Below are 22,212 nucleotides of genomic sequence, written 5' to 3'. Positions count from 1 at the left end.
AGGCGCCCTCCCGGCGCGAACCCGACGATCCCCGACGGACGGCCGACACAAACTCACACCGGACAGCAGGCGCATCTACGTCCGGTCGACGATCGAACCCGCCCTCACGCCTCCGTCCAGAGGCCGAGCCGAGGGGCATTAGCGAGGCGTTAGTGGGGCGTTAGCGGGGCGGCAGTGGCACGGCAGGGGGCGGGATCAGGGTGGTTGTCGTACCGATCAGCTTTCTCCGACCCCCGCAGGAGATCCGCCATGCGCCCCATCAGCTTCGCCGAATGCCGCGCCCACGCCGTGCAGATCACCGCCGTCGCGCTGGCCACCGCGGCCGCCCTGAGCGTGGCCGTGTGCGGGACCCTGGACGGTACGGGGCTGCGGACCGAGGGGAAGGTGGACCACGGTTACGGGCAGCAGGCGGTCACCGCCGACCCCATACGGGCGTCGCTCGTCGCCGACAGCGCCCAACCCATCGCGCGCTAGCGGCCGTTGCCGCGGGGGCATGGGACTCCGGGGGCGAAGCGGTTCGGGGAGCAGGTCACCAGGGCCAGGGAGAGGAACGACGTGCGGCCTGCGTAGAAGCCGACGGAGACGTCGCCGCCGTGCGTCAAAGTGTCCGCGGCCGTGGCGACCAGGTGGGCCAGGCGGGCCGTGTCCGCCTCCTGCTGGGAGTGGAAGCCGGGGGCGTGTTCGGTGAGCTGCCGGCCCAGCCACGCGGCGGCGTCCTTCGGTTCCTCGAAGGTCTCGCGGATCAGGCCGGGCGCCTTGAGCAGCCAGTGGGCGGTTTCCAGCGGGGGCAGCTCCGAGCGTCTGAAGGCGTCGACGAGGTGCCGGTGGTACTCCTGGTCCTCCGGGCTGACGGGTGGCCTGGGGCGGTCCGGTGGGCGGCGGAGCGCGTCCCGGTCGAACAGCTCCTTCTCGCCCAGCCAGGAATACGCGTGGATGTGCACGCGACAGCCGTTCCCGCCGCCGGGCCATCCGCTTCTCTCAGTCGGTCTCCTTCACCGAGATGTCGGCAACCGTGTCGTAGAACGACAGATGGTCCTTGATCTCCGCGACCGCGTCGAGCGGGTCCGGGTAGGCCCACACCACATCGGTGTGCGGGCCGCTCCCGCCCTCCTCGCCAAGGTACGTCCAGTACGCCGCCTGGCCCTTGAACGGGCAGGTGGTGTGCGTGTCGGTCGGCTCGAGGAGTGACAGGTTCACGTCCTGCGGGGGCAGGTAGTAGCGGACGGGCAGGCCGGTCTCGAAGAGGAGCAGCGGGCGGCGCGACTCGGCGACGACCCGGCCGTCGATCGTGACCGTGACGTGCTGGGTGCCGCGGACCACCTCCACGCGGTGGCCGCGGATGCCCGTGCCGGTGCCTGTGCCTGTGCCCGTCCCGTGGGGATGAGTCGTCATGACGGTCCTCCTCGCGGTGGTGACTCCGGGGGTGCGTCATCTACGACAACGCAGCCCCCGGGCCGGTCATTCCGTCAGTCCGCGACCTCGATGAAGATCGGGTTCGTGTAGCACCAGGTGTCGGCCCACGGGTCGCCGTCGCCAGGCTTGTGCGGGATCGGGCCGTGCGGGTCGACGGAGGCGCCCAGCAGGCCGGTGCCGTGACGGTTGCCGTCGCTGCCGCGGAGCCGGATGTAGCCGGACTCCTCGGCCCTGGCCAGGGGGATCCGCAGGGTGTACGTGCCGGTGCGGCCGGAGACGTCCGAGGTGTGCACGACGCGGGTGTCCGGGGCGCGCCACGCGTCACGGTCGCGCGCCGGGCCGCGGACCGCGCCGCGGATCACGTCGAGGTGGGCCAGGCGCGGCAGGACGCCGTGGAAGTTGGGGCGGGAGGCGGTGGTGACGGTGACCGTCAGGGTCAGCCGCTCGCCGCGGCGGACCCGCAGCCGGCCGCCCAGGGTGACCCCACGGCTCTTGCCGCTCTTGCCGTCCTGGTCACTACGGTCGCTCTCGCGGTGCAGGCGTACGTCCAGGGCGTCGAGCAGCTGCCCGTGGTCCACCCACACCCGCCCGGCCCGCAGCCCCGCCATCACCTGGCGGTAGCCGTACCCCGTCACGCCCACGTGCGTACGGCTGAACTGCCCCGGCCAGAAGTCGCTGCCCGGCTGCTCCTTGTCCGTGTCGACCGGGTTGGGCAGCCTGCCGGTGTTGTCGAAGTTCTGGCCGGGCTGCCAGTCGCCGTTGCGCCAGGTGTCGTGGACGGTCCGGTGGTTGTCGGAGTTCGTGGTGATCGAGAACAGCCGGCCCTCGGACAGCATGGCGTCCCACAGCCCGCCCACCGTCGCGGTCATCCAGTCGAAGCCGCCGTACGTGACGTAGGCCTCGGCCGGGTAGCCGGGCCAGGACTGGGCGGACGGCTTGTTCTCGTACTCCCCGCGGATGGCGGTGGCGCTGCCCCAGCCGGGCAGGGCCGCGCCCTGGGCGCCCGGGGCGCCCTCCGCGCCGATCATGACCTCGGGCGCGGCGTCGCGCCAGGCCCGCAGCTCGTGCGGGGAGTCGATGCCCAGCCGCAGCGGGTGGTTGGCGAGGACCAGCACATCGTCGACGTAGCCGCTCTTGCGCTGCTCGGCGAGCCACTTGATGCCCGCGACCGCGAGCGCCTCGTTCTCGGCGGTGCTGTCGGTGCGGCCCAGCAGCTTGCCGTCGTAGCGCAGCTCGAAGGTGCGCAGCAGGTCGGCCTCGTGGGGGCCGGGCGGCGAGAAGACGGTGCCGTGCTCGGCGCCCGGGATGTACCACTCCAGGCCCTGGAAGATCAGCATGCGCGGGTTCTCGGCGCGGGCCTTCAGGACGTCCTCGTGTTCGGCGAGCGCCCCGCCCGCGTTGGCGTGCCCGAAGTTGCTGTGCTCGGTGAAGACCATCCAGTCGAGGCCGTACTGCGCGGCCCGCTGGGCCTGCTGGGACGCGGTGTACTTCGCGTCGTGGCTGTAGACGGAGTGCACATGGTGGTCGCCGACCAGATAGACGAGGTCCGGGTCGCCACCCGCGTCGCCGCCGGCGGTGGTTGTCGCGGGCGTCTCGGCGGCTGCCGCGGCCGTGGGCGCCAGGGCCATGGCGCCCGCGAAGCCCGCGCCGTACAGGCCCGCCCGGCGCAGCAGCCCGCGCCGCGAGACGCCCTGCGCGTCCAGCGAGTGGGCCTCCACCTCGGGGTCCGCCCAGCGCGGAAGGGACGGAAGCGGTTCGTTCGGGCTCGGCATCGGGGCATCTCCTCGTTCGGGCCGGTCCCTTCCGGGCCGGTGCCCGGTGACCGTACGAGGGGGTGGCCACGGGTTTCCGAGCGGCGGGCGTACGGGGGGTGAACAACCCGCCGAAGCCCCTGGGACGCGTACGGCGTCGCGCTACGCGTCTCGTGCGTCCTCCGGGCGCGGCCAGGACCGTCCCTCGTCCGCCTCCACCTCCCGGTTGAACCGCGTCAGCGCGTCCTCGAACCGCCCCACCTCCTCCGGCGTCCAGTCGGCGAGCACCCGCGCCAGCCCCGCGCGGCGGCGCTCCCGGTCGGCGGTGAGACGGTCGGCGCCGGCGGCGGTGGCGCGCAGTTTGCGGGCGAGGCCCCCCTGGGGGTCCGGGATGCGTTCGAGCAGGCCGACGCGGAGCAGGGCGCCGGTCTGCCGGTTGACGGTCGAGACGTCGAGCCCCAGGGCGTCGGCGAGCTGGCCGATGGACAGCGCGCCCTCGGCGTCCAGGAAGGAGAGGAGGAAGTACGCGGAGCGGTCCAGGCGGTCGCCCGCGCACTGTCTGTCGCCCGCGCCCCGTCTGTCCCCTGCGCCCTGTCTGTCCCCTGCGCCCTGTCCGTGCTCCCTGGTTTCTTCGCCCCCTCCCTGTGCGCATTCCGTGCTGTGCGTGTCCTGCGCGCTCTGCCCCTTGCGGTCCCGGGGGGTCAGCAGAGTGCACCTGGCGACCAGCATCAGCTCGCGTTCCAGCCTCTCCAGCACGCTTCCTCCTCGTCGACCTCTCGCTCACCGCGAGAAATGTGCACGATACACACCGTGTGTAGGATGCACATCTCTCACTTCCTTATTCCGCTCATATGCACAGGACACCCGCTTGGAGGCGGCACCCGTATGTCCCCGTCAGCCCCACCAGCCCGCGTCGAGCCCCTGACCGCCGCGCCGCCCGACCGGACGCTCCCGCGCGAGGTGGGCGGCGGCTTCGTGGCCGTGCTCGCGTTCTGCGGCATCGCCGTCTCGGTGATGCAGACGCTGGTCGTCCCGCTGGTGACCGAGCTGCCGCAGCTGCTGCACACCTCCAGCTCCAACGCCTCCTGGGTGATCACCGCCACCCTCCTCGCGGGCGCCGTGTCCACCCCGGTCATGGGGCGGCTCGGCGACATGTTCGGCAAGCGCCGGATGCTGATGGTGGCCCTCGGGCTGCTGGTCGTCGGCTCGCTGGTGTGCGCCGTCACCTCCGAGCTGGTCGTCATGGTGATCGGCCGGACCATCCAGGGCGGCGCGATGGGCGCGATCCCGCTCGGCATCAGCATCATGCGCGACGAGCTGCCGCCGAAGAAGCTGGGCTCGGCGATGGCCCTGATGAGCTCCTCGCTGGGCATCGGCGGCGCGTTCGGCCTCCCGGCCTCGGCGTTCGTCGCCCAGCACACCGACTGGCACGTGCTGTTCTACGGGGCCGCAGGGCTCGGCGTCCTCGCGCTCGTCCTCGTGCTGGTCGTCGTCCCCGAGTCCGCCGTGCGGACCCCCAGCCGCTTCGACGCCGTCGGCGCGATCGGGCTCTCGGCCGGTCTGGTCTGTCTGCTGCTGCCCATCACCAAGGGCGGCGACTGGGGCTGGACCAGCGGCACCACCCTCGGGCTGTTCGGCGCGGCCGCGGCGATCCTGGTGGTCTGGGGGTTCGTGGAGCTGCGGACCGCCGAGCCGCTGGTGGACCTGCGGACCACCGCACGCCGCCAGGTGCTGCTGACGAACCTCGCCTCGATCATGGTCGGGTTCTCGTTCTACGCGATGTCGCTGATCCTCCCCCAGCTGCTGGAGCTGCCGAAGGCCACCGGCTACGGCCTCGGCCAGTCGATGGTCATGGCGGGGCTGTACGTGGCGCCGATGGGCGTGGCGATGATGCTGGTCTCGCCGCTCTCGGCGCGGATCAACGCCACGCGCGGGCCCAAGGTCTCGCTGGTCCTCGGGCTGATCGTGATCGGTGCGACGTACGGCGGCGGGATCGTGATGATGGACCACGTCTGGCAGGTCGTGGTGCTGTCGACCGCGCTCGGCGTCGGTGTCGGGATCGCGTACTCGGCGATGCCGACCCTGATCATCAGTGCCGTGCCGGCGGCGGAGACGGGCGCGGCGAACGGGCTGAACACCCTGATGCGGTCGATCGGCATGTCCACCTCCAGCGCCGTGGTCGGGGTGATCCTGGCGCACCAGACCACGGCCTTCGGCCCGCTCCAACTGCCGAACACGGACGGGTTCAAGATCTCGTTCGCGGTGGCGTGCGGGGCCGCCGCGGTGGGTCTGCTGATCACGCTGTTCCTGCCGAACCGGCGCCGTACGCCGCTGATCGCCCAGGCGTCGGGGAACCAGGAGCCCCAGCACGCTGAGCCGGTAGTGGCTGGCGTCCCGGCTGCCGAGGTCGCCTCCGGCATCCAGGGCCTGGTGCTCGGGCACGGCGACGCGCCGCTCGCGGGTGCCGCCGTCACCCTCATCGACAACACCGGCCGCCAGCTCGGCCGCACGATCAGCGGCCCGGACGGCCGGTATGCCCTGGCCGCGCCCGACCCCGGCAGCTTCGTCCTGATCGGCTCCGCCCCGGGCCACCAGCCGCAGGCGGCCACGCTGCTGGTGTCCGACGCCCCCGTCACCTGTGACGTACGGCTGGCCGGAGGCGGCGGGCCCATCGGGGCCGTACGCACCCTCGGCGGGGAGCCGCTGGCCGGGGCGGCCGTGGCCGCGACCGGTCCCGACGGTGCGGTCGCGGCCACGGCCGTCACCGACGAGAAGGGCGAGTTCGCGCTGCCCGAGCTGGCCCCCGGCTCGTACACGCTGACCATCAGCGCCGAGGGCCACCGCCCGCACGCCGAGCGGCTGGACGTCACCGGCCACGGTCAGCCCCCGCGGATCGACGCGGAGCTGCGGCCCGCGGCCAAGGTCCGCGGCACCGTACGGGCCCGGGGCGGGCGGCCGGTGGAGGATGCGCGGGTGACGCTGCTGGACTCGGCGGGCGATGTCGTCGGGCAGTGTCTGACCGGCGCGGACGGTGCGTTCTCCTTCGCGGGGCTCACGGGCGAGCACTACACGGTGGTGGCCGGCGGTTACGCACCGGCGACCGCCCCGGTCACGCTTGGCGGCTCGCGGGGGGCGCGGGGCGCGCAGGGCGCGCAGGGCGTCGAGGCGCGGGAGGTCGACTTCCTGCTGGGCCATGGCTGAGCGGCCCGGGGTCGGGGTCTGAGCGGGGCGGCGTAGGGGGCGTCGGCGGGTCGGACGCCTGCGGCGGGCTCGTCCCCTAACCGCCCCTTCCCACAACTGGGGCTCCGCCCCAGACCCCGGCGCGGCAAGGCCGCCCTACCTGGCCCGCTGCCGATGCACGGCTCCACTGCCGGGAAAGGCCCCGCCGCTCGCGGGCCGCACCGCCAGGAGGGATCCCGCCGCCAGGAGGGGCCCCATCACCAGGAAGGTCCCCGCCGCTGGAAGGGCCCACCGCCAGGGCTCCACCACCGGGCGGGACACCAGCCCCACCGCCCGACCGGGCTCCACCCCCGGGTCGGGCCCCACCGCCGGGCCGGGCTCCACCGCCAGGTGTCCGCCCCCGGGTCGGGCCCCACCCCCCGGGTCGGGCCCCACCGCCGGACCGGCTCCACCCCCGGGTCGGGCCCCACCGCCGGACCGGGCTCCACCCCCGGGCGGGCTCCACCGCCAGGGGTCCGCCACTGGACACGGGGTCCAGGAGTGGAGCCCCCGGCCGTGGGGCCGCCAGGCGGGACCCCACCGCCAGGGACCCCACCGCCGGGGACCCCACGGTCGGGGGCTCCGCCACCGCCAGAATGGGGCTCCACCGCCGGAAGGGGCTCCACCACCGGGAGGGGCTCCACCACCGCCAGGAGGGCCCACCGCCAGGTGGACATCACCGCCAGGTGGGGACACCGACCCCGGGGCGGGCTCCACAACCAGTGGCTCCGCCCCTGGACCCCGGGGTCCAGGGGCGGAGCCACTGGTTGTGGGAAGGGGCGGGTAGGGGAAAAAGCGCCGCTACGCGGCTCCGGCCGCGTCCGCCGGACGCGGGCACGCCGACGGCCCCTCGGCCGTCCGGCGCTCCGTCTGCCCCCTGAGCGCGCGCTCATTCCTCCATGGCGCCCTCCTCCTCAGGAAGGCTTTCCTCCTCCGGGAGGCTCTCCCACGCCTCGCCCTTCCTGAACAGCTCGTAGCCCTCCTCATCCGCGATCGACTCGGCCTCGGCGCGGCTGTGGAGGGGAACCTCGTAGGTGTGGCTGTCGACCGTCGCGTGGACGCCTTCGCCGTCGGTGATCGTTGCGATCGCGTGCGTCTCGTAGATGACGCACCCGGGCTCGGCCCTGCTCCAGACCACGTGCATGCTCACTGCCATCGGACACTCCCGAAGACGAGCCCCCTGGTATCAGGGTCTCACCTGCTGACCTGGTTCTCACCGAGTCGCCGCCCCGACCCCCTCGGGCAAGATCATCCGGCTCGTCGTACAGGGCCCCGACGGCGCACTCCGCGCGCCCGTCACCCGGTCCACAAACCGGTGCACCACCTAGAGCATTGAGCAACGCAAGCCCGGAAACAGGCGTGTGTGCAAGGGTGTTGACGAGAGGATGTTGAGCGGCAGGGGCACAGGGGCAGAGGAAGGAAGCACGACAATGACGAGCATCGCAGCGGACGCCGAGGCGTGGATCCGGCGGTACGAGAAGTCCCCGGGCAGCGCGGTACGGCTGGTGTGCCTGCCGTACGCCGGGGGGTCGGCCAGCTACTTCTTCCCGGTGGCGAAGGCGCTGGCGCCCTCGATCGAGGTGCTCGCCATCCAGTACCCCGGGCGTCAGGACCGGCACCGTGAGCCGTGCATCGACGACATCGGCAAGCTCGCGGACGCCATCACCGGCGTGCTGGACGGGCTGGACGACAAGCCGCTCGCGCTGTTCGGCCACAGCATGGGCGCCACGCTGTCGTACGAGGTGGCGCTGCGGCTGGAGAAGCGGGGGGTGGTGCCCGTCCGGCTGTTCGTCTCCGGGCGCCGGGCGCCGTCCCGGTACCGCGACGAGACCGTGCACACGCGGGACGACGCGGGGGTGTTGCAGGAGCTGCGCGCGCTGAACGGGACGAGCGGCGACGTGCTGGAGAACGAGGAGCTGCTGCGGATGGCGCTCCCGGCGATCCGCGGCGACTACCGGGCCATCGAGTCGTACCGCTGCGAGCCCGGGCGGCGGATCAGCTGCCCGATCACCGCGCTGACGGGGGACGCCGACCCGAGGGCGTCGGTCGACGAGGTGCGCGACTGGGCCAAGCACACGACCGAGGACATGGACCTCACGGTCCTCAGCGGCGGGCACTTCTTCCTCAACGACCATGTGCCCCAGGTCCTCAACATCATCTCCGAGCGGCTGCTGCCGACGACCCATTCCTGAAGCCGGAGGCCGGGCCCGGGTCCCCTTTCACCCGGGCCCGGGCCCGGGCCCGGCCCCCCGTCTCACCGCCGCCGCGCGACCGCCACGTTCACCAGGGCCAGCACCGCCAGCACGCCCCCGAACCACATCACGCTCGACACCCCGATCCCGTCGGCCGCCCGCCCGCCGAGCAGCGCGCCCAGGGAGATCGCGACGTTGAACACCCCGACGAACAGCGCCGAGGCCGCCTCCCGCGCGCCCGGCTCCGGCACCGCCTGGAGCACCCACGTCTGCGAGGTGACCGACACCCCTCCGTACGCCAGCCCCCACAGCAACAGCAGCACCGTGGCCCCCGGCGTCGTCCCGCCGACCAGCGGCACCAGCAGCTCCGCCACGGCGAGCAGGGTGAAGATGACCATGAGGGTGCGGCGCGGGTCGCGGTGGGCGGTGGCGCCGGCCAGGAAGTTCCCGGCGATGCCCGCCACGCCGTAAGCGAGCAGCAGCGTGCTGATCAGCCCGGTCTCGACCCCCGAGACCTCTTCCAGCACCGGGCGGATGTAGGTGTACGCGCAGAAGTGCCCGGTGACCACCAGCAGGGTCGTGATCAGGCCGGTGCGCAGCCGGGCATTGCGGAACAGGCCGGGCACCTCGGCCAGCCGGATCGCGCGGTCGGCGGGCAGCGGCGGCAGGGTGACGGCCAGCGCGGCGGCGACGGCCAGGGAGAGCGCCGCCATCACCGCGAACGCGGCGCGCCAGTGCACCAGATCGCCGATGAGCGTCCCGGCTGGCACGCCCACGACGGACGCCACGGCGATACCGCTGAAGACGACCGACGTGGCGTGGCCGACGGACTTCTCCGGCACCAGCCGCGCCGCCAGCCCCGCCGCGATGGACCACACGCCGCCGATGCTCACCCCCACCAGAATCCGGGCGAACAGCAGCACCGCGAAGCCGGGCGCGGCCGCCGACAGCAGGTTGGCGGCGGCCAGCAGCCCCAACAGGCCGATGAGCAGCCGCCGCCGGTCGATCCGGCCGGCGGCGACGGTCAGCAGGGGCGCGGCGACGGCGGCGACGACGCCGGGCACCGTCATGGCCAGTCCGGCCGTGCCGGGCGAGACGCCGAGCGCGGAGCCGATCGAGGTGAGGAGGCCGACCGGCAGCATTTCCGTGGTGACGACCGAGAAGGTGCCGACCGCCACGGCGGCGACGGCGAGCCAGTTCCTGAACGGCGAGCGCACGGATCCGGCCCCGGTCCCGGACATGCCCTCCGGGGTGGTGAGTTCCGTGGTGTTGGACATGTCTCAAGCGAACAGCCGGAATCGGCCGGGAACAACGGAGAATTCCTCAGCCTTCTATGAGCCGGGCTTATCGACACACGATTCGACGCGCGATTCGACGCGCGAATCGACACAAAGAAGCGGGGAGGCGGCCGAAAGGTGGGCACGGGCGGGCTGGACATCCGCGAGCTGGAGTGTTTCCTGACGCTCAGCGAGGAGTTGCACTTCGGCCGGGCGGCGGAGCGGCTGTTCGTGTCGCAGAGCCGGGTCAGCCAGCTCCTGCGCTCGCTCGAGGGGCGGATCGGCGCCCGGCTGCTGGAGCGCACCAGCCGCCGCGTGCGGCTGACCCCGCTCGGCGAGCGGTTCCTGGCCGACGTACGGCCCGCGTACGCATCGCTGCACGGCGCCCTGGAGTCGGCGCGCGACGCCGCGCGCGGCGTCGAGGGCGTCCTGCGGATCGGCTTCCAGGGGGCCGCCGACGAGCGGGTGATGGCGGCGGTCGCCGCCTTCCGCGCGCGGCATCCGGGCTGTGAGCTGGAGACCGTGGAGATCCCGTGGGCGGATCCGTTCGGCGCGGTGCGCGGCGGGGAGGTGGACGCCGCGATCGTCCTTCTGCCGGTCGCCGAGCCCGACCTCGTGCTCGGCCCGGTCTTCCCTCGGCAGCCGCTGACGCTCGCGGTCCCCGCCCGGCACCCGCTCGCGCGCCGGGTCGCGGCGGTCGGCGTGGTCGACGCCGAGGAGCTGGCCGACCACCCGGTGATCGAGCCGGGCGAGCCCGCCCCGCGCTACTGGCGCGACGTCGTGGCCCCCGCCGCCACGCCCGGCGGCCGTCCCGTCCCGCGCGGGCCGCGCGTGTGCACCCTTCAGGAGGGCCTGGCCGCGACGGCGGCGGGCCGGGGCACGATGCTGCTGTGCGCGCCGACCGCCGCGCTCCACAGCCGCCGCGACATCGCCTTCGTACCGGTCGAGGGCCTGCCGGACTCGGCCCTGGGGCTGGTGTGGCGGCGCGCCGGGGAGACCGCGCGGGTACGGGCCTTCGGCCGGGCCGTGGCCGAACTGGCCGAGTAGCAGCGGATTTGTGGTGAGTTTGGGACATCGACACGCCGTGGCGTCGGCGTGTCGATGTCCCAAACTCACCACAAATCCAGCCGCCCGCCGCTACGAGCCCAACTCGCGCCGCATGCACACCCGCGGCCACCGGTCAAGACCGTGCACCGCCTCGCTGCGCCGGATCTCCCGCAGCCCGGGGGTCAGTTCGTCCTCCCCCAGGGTCCGGAATCCGCACCGCGCCGCGTAGTACGGCGCGTTCCACGCCACATCGACGAACGTGGTCAGCGTCAGCGCCCCCGCCCCCTCGGCCGTCGCCCGCCCCGCCGCGTGCTCGATCAGCGCCCGCCCCAAGCCGCGCCGGGCGCTGGCGGGGTGCACGGAGACCTGTTCGATGTGCATGTTCCCGTCCACCGGGTCGGTGATCAGGTACGCCACGGCCCGGTCGTTGCCGTTCACCGCGACCCAGGCCCGCCCGGCGCGCTGGTACGTCCCCAGCTCCTCCAGGCTCAGCGGCTCGTCGTCGGCGATCTCGTCCATGCCGATGTCCCGGAAACACAGGCCCGCGGCCCGCTCGATGTCCTGGAGGACGGGGAGCTCTTCGATGGTGCTCGGTCGTATCCGCACGCGCCCATCATCCTCCTGGGCGCGGTCGGACGGGTCACACGGGACGCACCGGCTGCCGCAGGATCGTGCGCATCTTCGCCGGATCGCTCTCGCGGACGTCGGAGAGGTAGATCTCGTGGTGCGTCCCCGCCCGCTCCAGGCCCTGCTCGGACGCAGACGCCGTACTCGCTCCGCCCGGTTCGCCCTGCCCGGTCACCCCCAGGCCGTGGACCGGCCCGAAGGTCACGAGCTCGGGCTTGTCGGCGGCGGTATACCAGGTGTTGTCCGGGTGGTTCATGACGTCTCCTCCAACGGGATCAGCAGCTGGGTGGTCAGGTGGTCGGGGGCCGTGACTGCGGGGTCGTCGAGGTAGAGCTCCCGGATCGGCCCGGTGGGCGCGTGGCCGCGTTCGACGCACCAGGCCAGCAGGGCATGCGCGGTCAGGGAGATCTGGTCGTACGGGCCCGTGTGGGTCGCGCAGGCGAACGTGCCGCCGGGGAGCAGGTCCGCGGTGGTGCCCGGCGGGGCGGGGCGGCCCTCGGGGAGCGCGGCCGTGATGGTGACGGGGATGTACTCGCTCAGGTCGACGGGGAAGAGCCCGATCAGCCGAAGCCCCTCGCCGGGCGGCCCCGGAGGTCCCGAAGGTCCCGGAGGACCCGGTGGACCCGGAGGACCCGGAGGACCCGGAGGACCCGGAGGTCCCGGAGGACCCGGAGGACCCGGAGGACCCGGAGGACCCGGAGGACCCGGAGGACCCGGCGGACCCTGCTCCCCGCGCTCCCCCGCTGCCAGCAGCGCCAGCAGTCTGCCCACACACGCCCCCGTCACCCGCCCGATGTCCTCCGGCGAGTCGGCCACATCACGGACGACGGCCACCCGCTCGGGTTCCTCCCGCCGCAGGGTCACCTCGGCGGTGGGCAGGCCGTGGGCCAGGATCCGCTCCAGGGCGGCGAGGGACCGGCGGCGGCGGGCGAGCTCGTCGTCGAGCCGGTCGCGCACGCCGCTCAGCGCGTGGGCGGGGTCCTGCCCGCCGAGCACGTCCTTGATGGCGGCCAGCGGCACGTCCAGCGAGCGCAGCAGGCCGATGGACAGGGCGTCCCGTGCCTGGTCGGCGCGGTAGTACCGGTATCCGGTGTCGGGGTCCACCCAGGCGGGCGGCAGCAGTCCGAGGTCGGCGTAGTGGCGCAGCTGTTTGACGCTGAGCCGTACGATACGGGCGAACTGGCCGATGGACAGGGGGTCGTCGTCGTTCACGCGCCTCAGCATGGCCTGTCCTACGGGGGGAGAGTCCAACCGGCCATCCCTCATCCCTCCCGTCGCGGCGCCAGACCCAGCGCCTTGAGGACGCCCTCGCTGAGGGCCACGTCGTTGTCCGGCCCGGCCTCGGTGTGGCCCGCCTCGATCCCGTAGTAGCCCTGGGTGGTGTTCACCAGTGCGTACTTCCCGTCGTCCATGCGCTCCAGCAACAGGACGTATTCGTGCCGGGGGGTGAGTTCGGGCCCGGAGGGCAGCGCGGCGCCCGGGCTGGGGTACGACACCTGGATCGTACGGCCGGGGGGCTTGCCTTTGCCCGTTGCCACCACCCTCACCGTGGCGATGGTCTCCGAGAACCCGTCCTCGTCGGTCTCACGGGTGGCGGCGACGCGCGCGCGGACGATGACATCGGCGGACCGCTCGAGGTCCCCGGTGGTCCGGTAGTACGGCTCGTCGGCGGCGACGGGGGGCCGGGCCGGGTCGTCGGAGCCCCCGCCCCGCGAGCCGAGGACGGCGATGGACGTGATGATCACGGCGAGCGCGGCGGCGAGCCCACCCAATACCAGCACGCGGCGGCGCGGCGCCCACCCGGATGGCTCGGCCGCCTCCTCCGGGGCCGCCTCCGGGACCGCCTCCGGGACCGGATTTGCTTGCTGCATCAGAGACTTGACGCGGATCATGCTGACTCCTGGGGCGAGGGGGCCGGGGCCCGGTAGAGGTCGCGAAACGCCTTGCGTGCGCGGTGCAGCCGCACCCAGACCGCCGGTGCGCCGCAGCCCAGAACCGCTCCGGCCTCGGCGGCGCTCAGCCCGTCCCAGTAGCTCAGCACCAGCACCTCGCGATGGTGGGCGGGCAGGCGGTCGAGCGTGTCCAGCACCGCCGAGTCCTGGTCGGTGGCCGCCGTCCGGCCCAGCTCGTCCGTGATGCGCCGGTGCAGCTCGCCCAGGCGGGCCTCGGCGCGGTAGTGGTTGCGTACGAGATTGCGTGCGGTGACGAACAGCCAGCCGGCCGTGATCTCGCCCCCGCCCCCGTCCTTGAGGGTGTGCTCCCACGCGATGCGGAAGACCTCCGCCGCAAGCTCCTCGGACGCGCCGCGGTCGCCCACCCTCCGGTGCACGAAAGCGACGACGCGCGGGTGTTCGCGCGCGTACACCGTGGTGAACCGCGTCGAGCGCCCGCGCTCGTCCCCCGTTTGAATCGTCTTCACGCCCCCTATATGTCTGGCGCCCCCGGCATCCTTACCGGGCCGCACCCAGGATTCGTCGCAGCCCCACGAACTCGAACTCCCCGAACACCGCCACCACCACCGCCCCGACGACCATGAACGCCCTCCCCAGCCCGGTGAGCCCCACCACATCCGTGCACGCGAGCACCACAAGCCCCACGCACGAGAGCGTGTTGACCACGACCACCGCCCCCGCCGACCGCGCCGGGATCCGCTCGTATCCGGCGATCAGCGCGAGGACGACGGCCCCGCCCAGCATGGCGATCCCGAGCGCGACCGACCAGCTCACCGGCAGCCCCAACAGGCCGTCGAACCACGTCGCACCGGCGAGCATGACGACGCCGAAGGCGCCGGTGGACCAGCTGTCGACGCGCAGGGTGGTGCGCAACAGTTCCGGCGTCGTGGTCATGGCCTGGGCGCTCATACGGGTCCCCTCGCTATCCGGGCCCGGGGCCTAGCCCGGCCCCTGGTCTGCGCAAACGGTGACACCCCCGCGGTCATGGGCTCAATGACCTCCGAGGTCATGGCCCCGCTGATCAACCGGCGGTTACGCTCCTCGCCATGGATGTGGAACAGCCGTCCCGGGTGGGTGCCCTGCTCCGGGAGTGGCGTCGGCGCCGCAGGCTCAGCCAGCTCGAACTCGCCCTGCTCGCGGACAGCTCGGCGCGCCACCTCTCCTGTGTGGAGACCGGCCGCGCCCGCCCCAGCCGGGCGATGGTGCTGCGCCTGTCCGCCGCCCTGGACGTTCCGCTGCGCGAGCGCAACACGCTGCTGATGGCCGCCGACTACGCCCCCGCGTACCGGGAGAGCAGCCTCGACGACGAGGACATGGCCTCCGTGCGCACCGCGCTCGACATGATGCTGGCGGCCCACGAGCCGTATCCGGCCGTCGTCGTGGACCGGCTGTGGAATGTGCTGACCGGCAACCGCGCCATGTCCGTCCTCATGGACGGCATACCGCCCCATCTGCTGGACCCGCGCCCGAACGTCTACCGGCTGACCCTGCACCCCGACGGCCTCGCCGGCCGCCTGGCCAACCTCGACGAGGTCCGGGCCCTCTTCCTCGAACGGCTGCGCCGCCAGGCCGACGCCAACGGAGACGCGGAGCTGCGGGCGCTGTACGAGGAGGTACGCGACTACCCTGCCCCCACCGGCGCGATCACCCCGAACGCCGACGCCCGTACGACGACACGGCCCAGCCCCATCCAGGTGCCGCTGCGGGTGCGCACGCCGATGGGCGAGCTGTCGATGTTCGGCACAATGGCCACGTTCGGGGCTCCGGCAGACGTCACGCTGTCGGAGCTGGCGATCGAGCTGTTCTACCCGCTCGACGAGTTCACGGCGAAGGCCCTGCGGGCGCTGGGGTCCGGGGCCGCTGGCTGATCAGCTCGTAACGCCGTCGAAGTCCCCGGCCTTCGCGGCGGCGAGGAAGGTGGCCCATATCTCGCGGGTCGTCGCGGCGGTGACGCGCGGGTCGTCGCTCTCCCGGAAGTGGACCAACCCGTCGGGCCCGGCGGCGATCTCGACGCACTCGCCCTGCGGACCAGTGCTGAACGAAGACTTGCGCCATATACGCTCGGACATCGGACTCCTTCTCACAGTTCGTACATCACATGCTGGATCAAGCTCAGAGAGTCGCGGCCGCCGTGGGACTCCGGCGTCGCTTCCGGGTCGACGGGAGCGAGCGCCAGGTCCGTCAGCTTCTCGAACATCTTGGCGTACTCGTCGATGTGCTCTCCATCCCCAAGGAACATCGAATTGCCCGGGTACTCGAGATAGACGGTGTGCAACTCGGGCGTTGAGCCCTCGAAGAGCAGGAAGGGTCGACTGAAGGCCGCGTATGCGCCCCGTTCGAACGGGAAGATCTGCACGGTCACATTGGGCAGCCGGGCAAGTTCGATCAACCTCAGCAACTGCTTGCGCATGATCCTGCCGCCGCCAACCTGCACGCGCAGCGCCGCTTCATGGATCACCGCGTGATAGGTGACCGGCGACTCGCCATCAATGACCCGCTGTCGCGCCATCCGGAAGCCCACGTATCGATCGTCGTGCGCGTGATCCTCGCTGGTGGCGAGGATTTCCGCACGCGCGTAGTCCTCTGTCTGGAACATTCCCGGGATGAACAGCGGCTCGTGCATCAGGATCGCCGTGGAACGTGACTCCAGCTCCGCCAAGTCGAGGGCGCTTCGGCCCATGACGTCGCGGAACTCGTCCCACCACCCCTTGCCGTGCACCTGCGCCATCTCCATGAGCCCGTCGAAGAGTGGCCCCTGCGGACACCCGTACTCGCGCAGGAGCTTGTAGAGCCGATTCCGCGACACGTCGATCCGGCCCGCCTCGATGTTGCTGATGCGAGCGCGGTCCGCCTCCAGGATCACGGCGGCCTGGTCGCCTGAGAGTCCGGCCCGATTGCGCAGCTTGCGCAGTTCAGCGCCGAGGCGGCGCTGACGCTCGCTCGGCTCACTCCTGGGTGCCATGCTCACTCCTCCTCACGATGTGCGGGCAGTCTGCACAGCGCCCGAGCGGGCGGTCCACCGGTTGCGCCTTCCACCACCCCTGCGGGGTAACTTCCCGAGAAAAGGTTGCGGAGTGGGAAAACTGTTCCCTACCGTCGCAATCGACCTTATCGCGCTGCTCAACGCACAAGTGAGCAATCAGCAACGCCACTTGCCCTGACGACACGCGAACCCCACCCCAGGAGGCCGACATGCCGCCTTCCGACTCCCGCCTCGTCTCCCTCGTCTTCCCGCCCGAGCCCGTCTGGGTCCGGGCCGCCAGGCAAGCCGTCCGTACCCTCCTCGCTGCCGCCGACCGGCGCGACCTCGCGGACACCGCGCTGCTCCTCACCTCTGAGGCCGTCACCAACTCCGTGAACGCCTGCCTGCGCAGTGGCTGCTCGACACCCGTCACACTCTTCGCCGAGTGGACCGACCCCCACCACCTCCGCGTCCTCGTACAGGACGAGGCCCCCGGCCTCCCCGTCCCCCGCGCACCGGCGGCCACAGAGGACGAACAAGGCCGAGGGCTGGCACTCATCTCCTACGGCGCCGACGCATGGGGCGTCTGCGCGCATGGTCCAGGGCCCGGCAAGGCGACATGGTTCGAGCTGGGACCCTGCCCACCAGCCCCCGCAATCGGGTGAATCCGGCGCATCCCCGACGCGTACAGCGATCGACTCCACCGTGGATGGCTCAAGGTGGTTCTCCTGACGTCGGAGTGATCGGAGTTCACCGTGCGTCGATCGCGTCTCCTGACCGCCTGTGCCGCCATCCTGTTCGGCCTCTCCGCCACGGCCGTCGGCTCCGCCTCGGCGGCACCGGCCCCGAAGGCCGCGCCCGAGCAGGTGACCGGGACGGTCAGCCTGTGGTCGGCCCAGTACAAGGGCGCCGGCAATTACGTCGACTGCCCGAGGATGGACCACCCCCTCGACATCACCCTCGTCCTGAACACGCCGCCCGTGGAGCGGGAGTACATCGACCGCTGCGGTGACTCCATGCGCGCCGAGTGGCTCGTCACCTACCGCTACGTCAGCCCGGCCCCGAACTCCAACCTGGCCAGCGCCACAGAGAACCAGGTCAGCGTCCATGTGCGCGGAGTGCTGTACGAGGGCGACACCGAGCAGACGATGAGCAAGAAGGGCGAGCTCGACCAGGACCTCTCCCTCGGCCCCGGCCGGCCGCTCCAGCAGACCGTCGAGATCCGCAACCAGGCGCAAGCCGGCCCCGACGACGACGCGAGAAAGACCGACAAGGCCTGGGCCCAGTTCGACCTCACGGACGACAGCCCCCTCACACAGTCCGAGACGTCCCCGCTCTCCCCGCTGAAGGACAAGCTGGGCGGCCTGGGCGACAAGCTCGGCTCCTTGGGCAAGCTGGGCAATGGGGGTGGGCTGCTGGACTCCCTGGGCGGCCTCGGCGGGAAGCCCCTCTCCATTCCGTAATGCCGGGCCCCAAGCGGTCAGGGGCCAGGGGCCAGCCGGCCCTCGATCCGTTCTCGCAGCTTCACCGCGCGCGCGTCGTCGTAGCCGGCCAGGAGCCGTAGGGCGTCGCCCCAGTGCCGCCTGGCAGCTACCGCGTCTTCGGCCGACAGCGACGTCGCGAGGGCGTCCAGGGCCAGGGCCTGGTGCCAGGAATCACTCAGTTCCTGATGGACTGCGGTGGCCCTGCGGAAAAAGTCAGCGGCTTCGCCAGTGCGCTCAAGGCGTTGGTACGTCCTGCCCGCGCCGTACCAGGCGAGCGCCTCGCGGCTGCGGTCGCCCAGGCGACGGTGAATCGTGGCAGATCGCTGGTAGGAGATCAGTGCCTCGGCACACTGCCCGCGCGCTTGCTGGGCATCGCCCAGATAGAGCAGCCAATACCCCTCCATCACGCGGTCGCGCAGCTCCAAGGCGATGTCCAGGGCCTCGTGCGCCGTCCGGGCGGCCTCGGTCAGCTCGCCGCGCTCCAGGTGGACAGCACTGCGCATGCGCAGGACATTGCCCACGCTGCCCTTGTTCGCCATCCGCTCATGCGCCACAAGGGCTTGTTCAAGATTGCTTCCTGCGCGGTGACCGGCTCGCCCGGGTCGTACCCCCGTAGGTTGACGTAGAGCTGGCCGTCGGGAAAGTCGGCCTTCACCTGGTGGGCCCAGCGCAGGGCCAGAGATGTCTTCCCCGCTCCGGCGGTGCCAGCGATCACACATATGGCGACGACGACAGAGTCGCCCTCCCCGCCGGCCAAGATCGCATCGAGGCGGTGCAGCTCCTCCGTACGGTTGACGAAGCCTCTGACGTCACCGGGCAACTGTCGCGGAACGACCCGAGCCGGGTCGTCCGCCGCCCGGGTGCTGTGGAAGTGCACTCCTCCGGAGATGGCTCCCGCTTGTACGACATCGCGAGAGGATCCCGACAGATCGTTGTCCGTATCTCCCCGACGCCTCCCGTCCGCGTCGTCCCTGGTGATCGCTTACACCGCTTTCGGTTGCGGCGGCGAAAGGTGGGCCACGCGGCGTTCGAAGTAGGACAGCAGATCTTCCCCGGCCTCGTACAGCTCCTTGATGAAGCGCTCCCAGCGCTTGGTCAGCTCGGTGTCCGTGAAACGGATCGCTCCGTCCAGGACGCCGGCTTCGGTGTAGACGACCTGGTACAGGACCTGGCCGCCGACCACCACGACTTCGGGTAGCGGGCCAGTGGTCTCCAGCGAGCCCAGGGCAGCGGGCGTGACGACTCGAATCTTCTTACCGGCCTCCGACTGCACCCGCAGCGCGTGCAATTCCCACTGCATATAGGGCGTCAGCGGCTCTTCCGCCACGCGAACGCGGTGGAAAGCGGTACCGCGCTCCCGGTCGCGCTGGGCCGTCTTGAGCAGCGCTTCCCGTTCCTCGCCGAGAAGCCGCAGGGATTCCTCCCAATGGCCTCGGCAAAACGCTTCCCAGCTGTCGTCCCGTTCCTCGAACTCCTGCTGTCGCTCGAACTTCCAGGAGTGACGATCCCGGAGCTCCGCTCGACGCTGCCGGTATTCGCTCCGATATGCCTCGAGGGACAGCCGTTCCCCCTGGGAGAGGGGGAGTTCGAGGGCGCTCCGGTCAGGCATCCGCGATGTCCGGCTTCGCGGAGCGGAGCATGCGTCCGGGAATGACCACCAGGCGCTCATCCGAGGCGATGGTGACATCCGCGGGCAGACGTGCGGCGTAGGCATCGGTGAGATCGCGTCCAACGATGGCGATGTCGCCGTTGCCGAGCTCCCAGATGTCCGGGCAGCCGTCCTCGTCCTTGGTCGTGCCCAGCTCCTTGGCCGACTTTCCCAACCGCCGCACGAATAACGCGGACGGATCGGCTTCCCAGGGACGGGCCATGTTGTCTCCCCCTATGCGCTCAGCTCGATCGCTACCGAGCGTATGGAGGCCCTTTACCTACCGCAAGGAGCATGCCGGTCAACATGGCCGAGGAACGCCCGCACGGTCTACGGCGCCCCAGGGGAGTGCGGTGCTGCCCCGTCGTCAGGGCATCTGCGCCACCCACGCGGGCAGCGGCTCGCGTCGTTCCAGCCAGTCGGCCGGGACGGCCGATACGCCCGTGGCCGCTCCGACGACGCCGCCCACGATCGCGCAGGTCGTGTCGACGTCGCCGAGGCCCTCGGCCGTGGTCCACAGCGCGGCGATCAGGTCGTCCTGGTGGCGGGCGGCGCACCAGAGGGCGAAGGGGACGGTGTCGTCGGCGCGGATGCGGCGGCCGCTGCCGAGGAGGTCGGCTGCCTGGCGCGGGGTGGTGGCGGGTGGGAGCTCGGTGGCGTGGGTGAGGCCGTCGCGGACCGGGCCCGGCGGGGTGCGGTCGGCGGCCTGGCGCAGGAGGTCGGGGATGGGAGCGCGGCGGGCGGTGAGGGCCGCCGCGACGGCGACCGCGACCGCGCCGGCGATGCCCTGGGAGTGGGCGTGGGTGACCTCGGCCGAACGGCGGGCCTGTTCGGCGGCGTGGTCCGGGTCCGCGCTGAACCACGCGCCCAGCGGTGCGACCCGCATCGCCGCGCCGTTGCCCAGGCTGCCCTCGCCGCCGAACAGGGCGCGGGTGGCGGAGGGCCAGGAGGAGGGGGCGGCGGCGAGGGACGGCAGGAGTTCGTGCATGCCGCTGCCGTAGCCGCGCCCGGGGTCGGACAGGAAGGTGTCGGCCAGGGTCTGGGCCAGCTGGGTCCGGTCGATCTTCCCGTGCTCGTTGAGCGCGCTCAGCACGCCGAGCGCCATCGCCGTGTCGTCCGTCCAGGGCCACCGCGGCTCCTCGGGCACGGCCCGCGCCCGGATTTCTTCGTACGCCCGCCGCCGGTCGCGAAAGAGCGGGAACCAGCGCTCGCCGAAGGCGTCGCCCAGGGCGAGGGCCTCGATGCTGCGGCGGGCGGCCGCCGGGTTCGGAGTCGGGGTCGAGGTGGGGGTGGGGGTGGGGGTCGGAGTCGTCGGGCTCGGGTTCGGGGCCGGAGTCGCGGTCATGGTGCGCATCGTGCCAGTGGGGGGTGGCCCGCGCATCGCCGTTTTCCCGGCCACCGCGCCTCCCGCGCCGCGGTGTCCGTCGCCGCGTCCGTCCCTTACGCGCGCCCGCGGGTGAAGAGGGCCTCGACGGTGACCGTGGTGTGGCCCTTCATCATGCCGAGCCGGTTCCAGGTCAGCCCGAAGTCGGCCGGGTCGACGGTGAGTTCGGCGGCCAGCGTGACCTCGTCGGCGGTGGCGCCGGGCCCGGTGGCGGTGAAGGACAGCGGGCGGGTGGTGCCGCGGACCGTCAGCTCACCGGAGACCTCCACCGCGCCCTGGGGGTCGGGGGCGGCGCGGTGGGCGGTGAACACGAGGGTGGAGTGGCGGTCGGTGTCGAAGAAGTCCGCGCTGCGCAGATGCGCGTCGCGCTTGGCGTGGCCGGTGTCCACCGAGGCCGCGTCGATGGTCAGGGTGCCGCTCGCGGAGCCGTCGGGCAGGGTCTCGGCCTCGCCGTCGACGTTGGTGAAGCCGCCCTTGACCGTGACCATTCCCCACATGGTCTTGTGCTGGATACGGACCCGCGTCCGCGCGGGGTCGAGGATCCAGGAGCCGGGCTGGACGGCCGAGGGGGGCGTGGCGGCAGCGGGTTCGGACATGACGGGAGGCCTTTCATACGGGCAGGTCAGGAGCAGTGTCAGGAGCAGTTTTAGGTAGCCAGATATTAAGTAGCTAGTTAGACAATAGCTGGCGTTGATACCCTGGGCAAGACGGCCGGAAAGCGCGAGAGGGGTGCGAGACATGGCGGAACGCCCGGAGAAAACGCGCGCGGGCGACGACGGCGACGCGCGGTGTCCCACCCCGGAGGACCTCGCGCTGCTGGAGCAGTGGGACGTCCTCCAGTCGGGAATGCGCCGGCTCACCGATCAGCTCCTGGACGACGTCGAGGCGACGACCGACCTGGCGCCCTCGTCGTTCCGGGCGCTGTGGTTCCTGCTCACCGCCCCCGAGCACGCCGCACCGATGAACCAGCTCGCCGCCACGCTCGGCTTCACCACGGCCGGGACCACCAAGGTCGCCGACCGGCTGGCCGAGGCCGGGCTGCTCGAACGGCACCCCTCGCCCTGCGACCGCCGGGTGACCCTCGCCCGGCTGACCGAGCCGGGCCTGGCCGCCGCCGTCACCGCCGCGCTCACTCTGGCCGACGCCCTGCGCAAGCGCGTCGTCGGGCCGCTGGGCGCGCAGAGCTTCGCCTCCCTCGTGGACGGGGTCGGCACGGTGGACCCGACCCCGGGGGCGCGGCGCGGCTGCCCCTGAGC

27 protein-coding genes are annotated in these 22,212 nt (G+C 72.2%); 8 read left to right on the top strand and 19 right to left on the bottom strand.

Features of this window, described 5'->3' with window-relative positions:
* Window positions 1-249: 249 nt before the first annotated feature.
* Window positions 250-474 (top strand): hypothetical protein, encoded by a 225-nt coding sequence (locus tag ACZ4WQ_RS19370; RefSeq protein ID WP_398371417.1) that lies wholly within the window; start codon window positions 250-252, stop codon window positions 472-474.
* Here the strand turns inward: ACZ4WQ_RS19370 and ACZ4WQ_RS19365 are convergent.
* The 4 genes from ACZ4WQ_RS19365 to ACZ4WQ_RS19350 form a co-directional block, all read right to left on the bottom strand.
* Window positions 471-941, bottom strand: coding sequence for a hypothetical protein (locus ACZ4WQ_RS19365; RefSeq protein ID WP_385339233.1), 471 nt, complete (start codon window positions 939-941; stop codon window positions 471-473). The genes ACZ4WQ_RS19370 and ACZ4WQ_RS19365 overlap by 4 nt on opposite strands.
* 37 nt (window positions 942-978) lie before the next feature.
* Window positions 979-1,392, bottom strand: coding sequence for a DUF427 domain-containing protein (locus tag ACZ4WQ_RS19360; protein WP_398371415.1), 414 nt, complete (start codon window positions 1,390-1,392; stop codon window positions 979-981).
* 74 nt (window positions 1,393-1,466) lie between these two features.
* Window positions 1,467-3,185, bottom strand: a complete 1,719-nt coding sequence (locus ACZ4WQ_RS19355; RefSeq protein WP_398371413.1) for a PHP domain-containing protein — start codon at window positions 3,183-3,185, stop codon at window positions 1,467-1,469.
* 141 nt (window positions 3,186-3,326) lie between these two features.
* Entirely contained in the window at window positions 3,327-3,920 is a 594-nt protein-coding gene (locus ACZ4WQ_RS19350) for a MarR family winged helix-turn-helix transcriptional regulator (RefSeq protein ID WP_398371412.1), read from the bottom strand.
* Between the two features lie 129 nt (window positions 3,921-4,049).
* Between ACZ4WQ_RS19350 and ACZ4WQ_RS19345 the strand changes: the two genes are divergently transcribed.
* Complete coding sequence (locus ACZ4WQ_RS19345) at window positions 4,050-6,365, top strand: MFS transporter (protein ID WP_398371410.1); 2,316 nt, start codon at window positions 4,050-4,052, stop codon at window positions 6,363-6,365.
* Between the two features lie 907 nt (window positions 6,366-7,272).
* On the opposite strand, the gene ACZ4WQ_RS19340 is transcribed toward ACZ4WQ_RS19345, so the two are convergent.
* Window positions 7,273-7,539, bottom strand: coding sequence for a hypothetical protein (locus ACZ4WQ_RS19340; protein ID WP_385343097.1), 267 nt, complete (start codon window positions 7,537-7,539; stop codon window positions 7,273-7,275).
* Between the two features lie 274 nt (window positions 7,540-7,813).
* On the opposite strand from ACZ4WQ_RS19340, the gene ACZ4WQ_RS19335 reads away from it, so the two are divergent.
* Window positions 7,814-8,575: a thioesterase II family protein gene (locus tag ACZ4WQ_RS19335; protein WP_311728849.1), complete on the top strand. Its 762-nt coding sequence runs from the start codon at window positions 7,814-7,816 to the stop codon at window positions 8,573-8,575.
* Between the two features lie 62 nt (window positions 8,576-8,637).
* Here the strand turns inward: ACZ4WQ_RS19335 and ACZ4WQ_RS19330 are convergent, their stop codons facing one another.
* Window positions 8,638-9,852 (bottom strand): MFS transporter, encoded by a 1,215-nt coding sequence (locus tag ACZ4WQ_RS19330; protein ID WP_398371407.1) that lies wholly within the window; start codon window positions 9,850-9,852, stop codon window positions 8,638-8,640.
* Between the two features lie 138 nt (window positions 9,853-9,990).
* Here ACZ4WQ_RS19330 and ACZ4WQ_RS19325 point away from each other — a divergent pair, with 138 nt between their 5' ends.
* Window positions 9,991-10,899, top strand: a complete 909-nt coding sequence (locus tag ACZ4WQ_RS19325) for a LysR family transcriptional regulator (protein WP_398371405.1) — start codon at window positions 9,991-9,993, stop codon at window positions 10,897-10,899.
* A gap of 90 nt (window positions 10,900-10,989) precedes the next feature.
* Here ACZ4WQ_RS19325 and ACZ4WQ_RS19320 read toward each other — a convergent pair whose 3' ends face one another.
* Genes ACZ4WQ_RS19320 through ACZ4WQ_RS19295 form a run of 6 tightly spaced genes read right to left on the bottom strand, consistent with a single transcriptional unit; the run spans window position 10,990 to window position 14,387 of the window.
* On the bottom strand, window positions 10,990-11,505 hold the full coding sequence (locus ACZ4WQ_RS19320; protein ID WP_311728852.1) for a GNAT family N-acetyltransferase: 516 nt from the start codon (window positions 11,503-11,505) through the stop codon (window positions 10,990-10,992).
* Window positions 11,506-11,539: 34 nt separating this feature from the next.
* The gene (locus ACZ4WQ_RS19315) at window positions 11,540-11,782 is read right to left on the bottom strand and encodes a hypothetical protein (RefSeq protein WP_398371403.1); all 243 of its coding nucleotides are present in this window, start codon (window positions 11,780-11,782) and stop codon (window positions 11,540-11,542) included.
* Entirely contained in the window at window positions 11,779-12,738 is a 960-nt protein-coding gene (locus tag ACZ4WQ_RS19310; RefSeq protein WP_468022309.1) for a MerR family transcriptional regulator, read from the bottom strand. Before ACZ4WQ_RS19310 ends, ACZ4WQ_RS19315 begins: the two co-directional genes overlap by 4 nt.
* 50 nt (window positions 12,739-12,788) lie before the next feature.
* Complete coding sequence (locus ACZ4WQ_RS19305; RefSeq protein WP_398371399.1) at window positions 12,789-13,418, bottom strand: hypothetical protein; 630 nt, start codon at window positions 13,416-13,418, stop codon at window positions 12,789-12,791.
* Window positions 13,415-13,945 (bottom strand): RNA polymerase sigma factor, encoded by a 531-nt coding sequence (locus ACZ4WQ_RS19300; protein ID WP_385343116.1) that lies wholly within the window; start codon window positions 13,943-13,945, stop codon window positions 13,415-13,417. Before ACZ4WQ_RS19300 ends, ACZ4WQ_RS19305 begins: the two co-directional genes overlap by 4 nt.
* A 31-nt stretch (window positions 13,946-13,976) precedes the next feature.
* Window positions 13,977-14,387, bottom strand: a complete 411-nt coding sequence (locus ACZ4WQ_RS19295; protein ID WP_398371397.1) for a hypothetical protein — start codon at window positions 14,385-14,387, stop codon at window positions 13,977-13,979.
* A 137-nt stretch (window positions 14,388-14,524) separates the two neighbouring features.
* On the opposite strand from ACZ4WQ_RS19295, the gene ACZ4WQ_RS19290 reads away from it, so the two are divergent.
* Complete coding sequence (locus ACZ4WQ_RS19290; RefSeq protein ID WP_398371395.1) at window positions 14,525-15,346, top strand: MmyB family transcriptional regulator; 822 nt, start codon at window positions 14,525-14,527, stop codon at window positions 15,344-15,346.
* On the opposite strand, the gene ACZ4WQ_RS19285 is transcribed toward ACZ4WQ_RS19290, so the two are convergent.
* On the bottom strand, window positions 15,347-15,547 hold the full coding sequence (locus ACZ4WQ_RS19285) for a DUF397 domain-containing protein (protein ID WP_311728859.1): 201 nt from the start codon (window positions 15,545-15,547) through the stop codon (window positions 15,347-15,349).
* A gap of 11 nt (window positions 15,548-15,558) precedes the next feature.
* Entirely contained in the window at window positions 15,559-16,440 is an 882-nt protein-coding gene (locus tag ACZ4WQ_RS19280; protein ID WP_311728860.1) for a helix-turn-helix domain-containing protein, read from the bottom strand.
* A 230-nt stretch (window positions 16,441-16,670) separates the two neighbouring features.
* On the opposite strand from ACZ4WQ_RS19280, the gene ACZ4WQ_RS19275 reads away from it, so the two are divergent.
* Together ACZ4WQ_RS19275 and ACZ4WQ_RS19270 are read left to right on the top strand one after the other, a co-directional pair.
* A complete protein-coding gene (locus ACZ4WQ_RS19275) occupies window positions 16,671-17,105 on the top strand; it encodes an ATP-binding protein (RefSeq protein ID WP_398371392.1) in 435 nt (144 codons plus the stop codon).
* Between the two features lie 90 nt (window positions 17,106-17,195).
* A complete protein-coding gene (locus tag ACZ4WQ_RS19270) occupies window positions 17,196-17,903 on the top strand; it encodes a hypothetical protein (RefSeq protein ID WP_311728862.1) in 708 nt (235 codons plus the stop codon).
* A 17-nt stretch (window positions 17,904-17,920) separates the two neighbouring features.
* On the opposite strand, the gene ACZ4WQ_RS19265 is transcribed toward ACZ4WQ_RS19270, so the two are convergent.
* The 5 genes from ACZ4WQ_RS19265 to ACZ4WQ_RS19245 form a co-directional block, all read right to left on the bottom strand.
* Entirely contained in the window at window positions 17,921-18,463 is a 543-nt protein-coding gene (locus ACZ4WQ_RS19265; RefSeq protein ID WP_398371390.1) for a tetratricopeptide repeat protein, read from the bottom strand.
* Window positions 18,464-18,906: 443 nt separating this feature from the next.
* Window positions 18,907-19,533 (bottom strand): DUF6879 family protein, encoded by a 627-nt coding sequence (locus ACZ4WQ_RS19260; RefSeq protein WP_398371388.1) that lies wholly within the window; start codon window positions 19,531-19,533, stop codon window positions 18,907-18,909.
* Window positions 19,526-19,795, bottom strand: a complete 270-nt coding sequence (locus tag ACZ4WQ_RS19255) for a hypothetical protein (RefSeq protein WP_311728865.1) — start codon at window positions 19,793-19,795, stop codon at window positions 19,526-19,528. The genes ACZ4WQ_RS19260 and ACZ4WQ_RS19255 overlap by 8 nt, the downstream gene beginning before the upstream one ends.
* A 144-nt stretch (window positions 19,796-19,939) precedes the next feature.
* Entirely contained in the window at window positions 19,940-20,917 is a 978-nt protein-coding gene (locus ACZ4WQ_RS19250) for an ADP-ribosylglycohydrolase family protein (protein ID WP_398371386.1), read from the bottom strand.
* Between the two features lie 95 nt (window positions 20,918-21,012).
* A complete protein-coding gene (locus tag ACZ4WQ_RS19245) occupies window positions 21,013-21,552 on the bottom strand; it encodes a YceI family protein (RefSeq protein WP_311728867.1) in 540 nt (179 codons plus the stop codon).
* A gap of 142 nt (window positions 21,553-21,694) precedes the next feature.
* Between ACZ4WQ_RS19245 and ACZ4WQ_RS19240 the strand changes: the two genes are divergently transcribed.
* Window positions 21,695-22,210 carry a MarR family winged helix-turn-helix transcriptional regulator gene (locus ACZ4WQ_RS19240; protein WP_385343139.1) on the top strand — a complete coding sequence of 172 codons (516 nt, stop codon included), beginning with the start codon at window positions 21,695-21,697 and terminating at the stop codon, window positions 22,208-22,210.
* Window positions 22,211-22,212: the final 2 nt, after the last annotated feature.

The organism is Streptomyces sp. NPDC028305 (genome assembly GCF_055569495.1).
The sequence above is the reverse complement of the archived record's forward strand: the minus strand, read 5'-3'. Positions and strand labels throughout refer to the sequence as shown.